The organism is Alcanivorax sp. HI0044 (genome assembly GCF_001634945.1).
Genome location: NZ_LWEZ01001667.1, coordinates 1 through 686, shown reverse-complemented (window position 1 = coordinate 686; position 686 = coordinate 1). Strand labels below are relative to the sequence as shown.

The window sequence follows — 686 nt, the reverse complement described above, 5'->3', positions numbered from 1 at the left end:
GCCCGCTCCGCGCAACAGGCAGGCCTGGAGATGATTGCCTGGTCCCTGGAACGCTCCGGGCCACTGGCCAACGGCGGAGGCTGGTACTATCAGAGCATCCCTTCTGCCACTAATAACGACGGCGATACCCTAGCGCTACTGGATGTACTGGCTCGTCAGGTGGGCGTCATCGGCGTGTTCTCCGACTGGCCAGCCACCACCACTTTTTATGCCAACTGCCTGCGGCAACACCGCTCGGCCCACCCGCACGCACAACAATAGCGCAGTTGCACCACACTTTACCCTGCGCCGCCCTGTAGCGGGGCTCCGGCCCCTCAGGCAGCCCTGAATTGGTGGCACGCTTTCTGCTTTGTACCACTCTACACACAGGCCGAGGAGTACGAGTATGGAATCCACCCCGGACCACCGTTGGCTGATGCAGTACAACATCGTTAACCTGGTCAACCAGTGTCGGCGCTTGATCCGCGCCGAGTTCGACGAAAGCCTTTCTCTTACGGACCCCCAACTGCGCTTCAAGCTGGCTCACTTTGCCGGCCATACCCGCTNCCAGGGTCTCCAACGGCTGTACGGCGAAATTCGGCTTGCACTACTCAACCTCGAAGGCGCCGACCCGGAACCACAGCTGCCGCCCGAACCAGCAGCACGACGCTACCGGGGACAAACGATCAGCCCAGCGCCCGAAACCC

1 protein-coding gene and 1 pseudogene are annotated in these 686 nt (G+C 61.9%); both read left to right on the top strand.

Annotated elements, in window-relative coordinates; genetic code table 11:
* Positions 1–261, top strand: a pseudogene (locus A3730_RS32200) (glycerophosphodiester phosphodiesterase); the annotation flags it as partial.
* A gap of 124 nt (positions 262–385) precedes the next feature.
* Positions 386–686: hypothetical protein (locus A3730_RS25115; RefSeq protein WP_063539228.1), on the top strand; the 301-nt coding region annotated here is incomplete at its 3' end.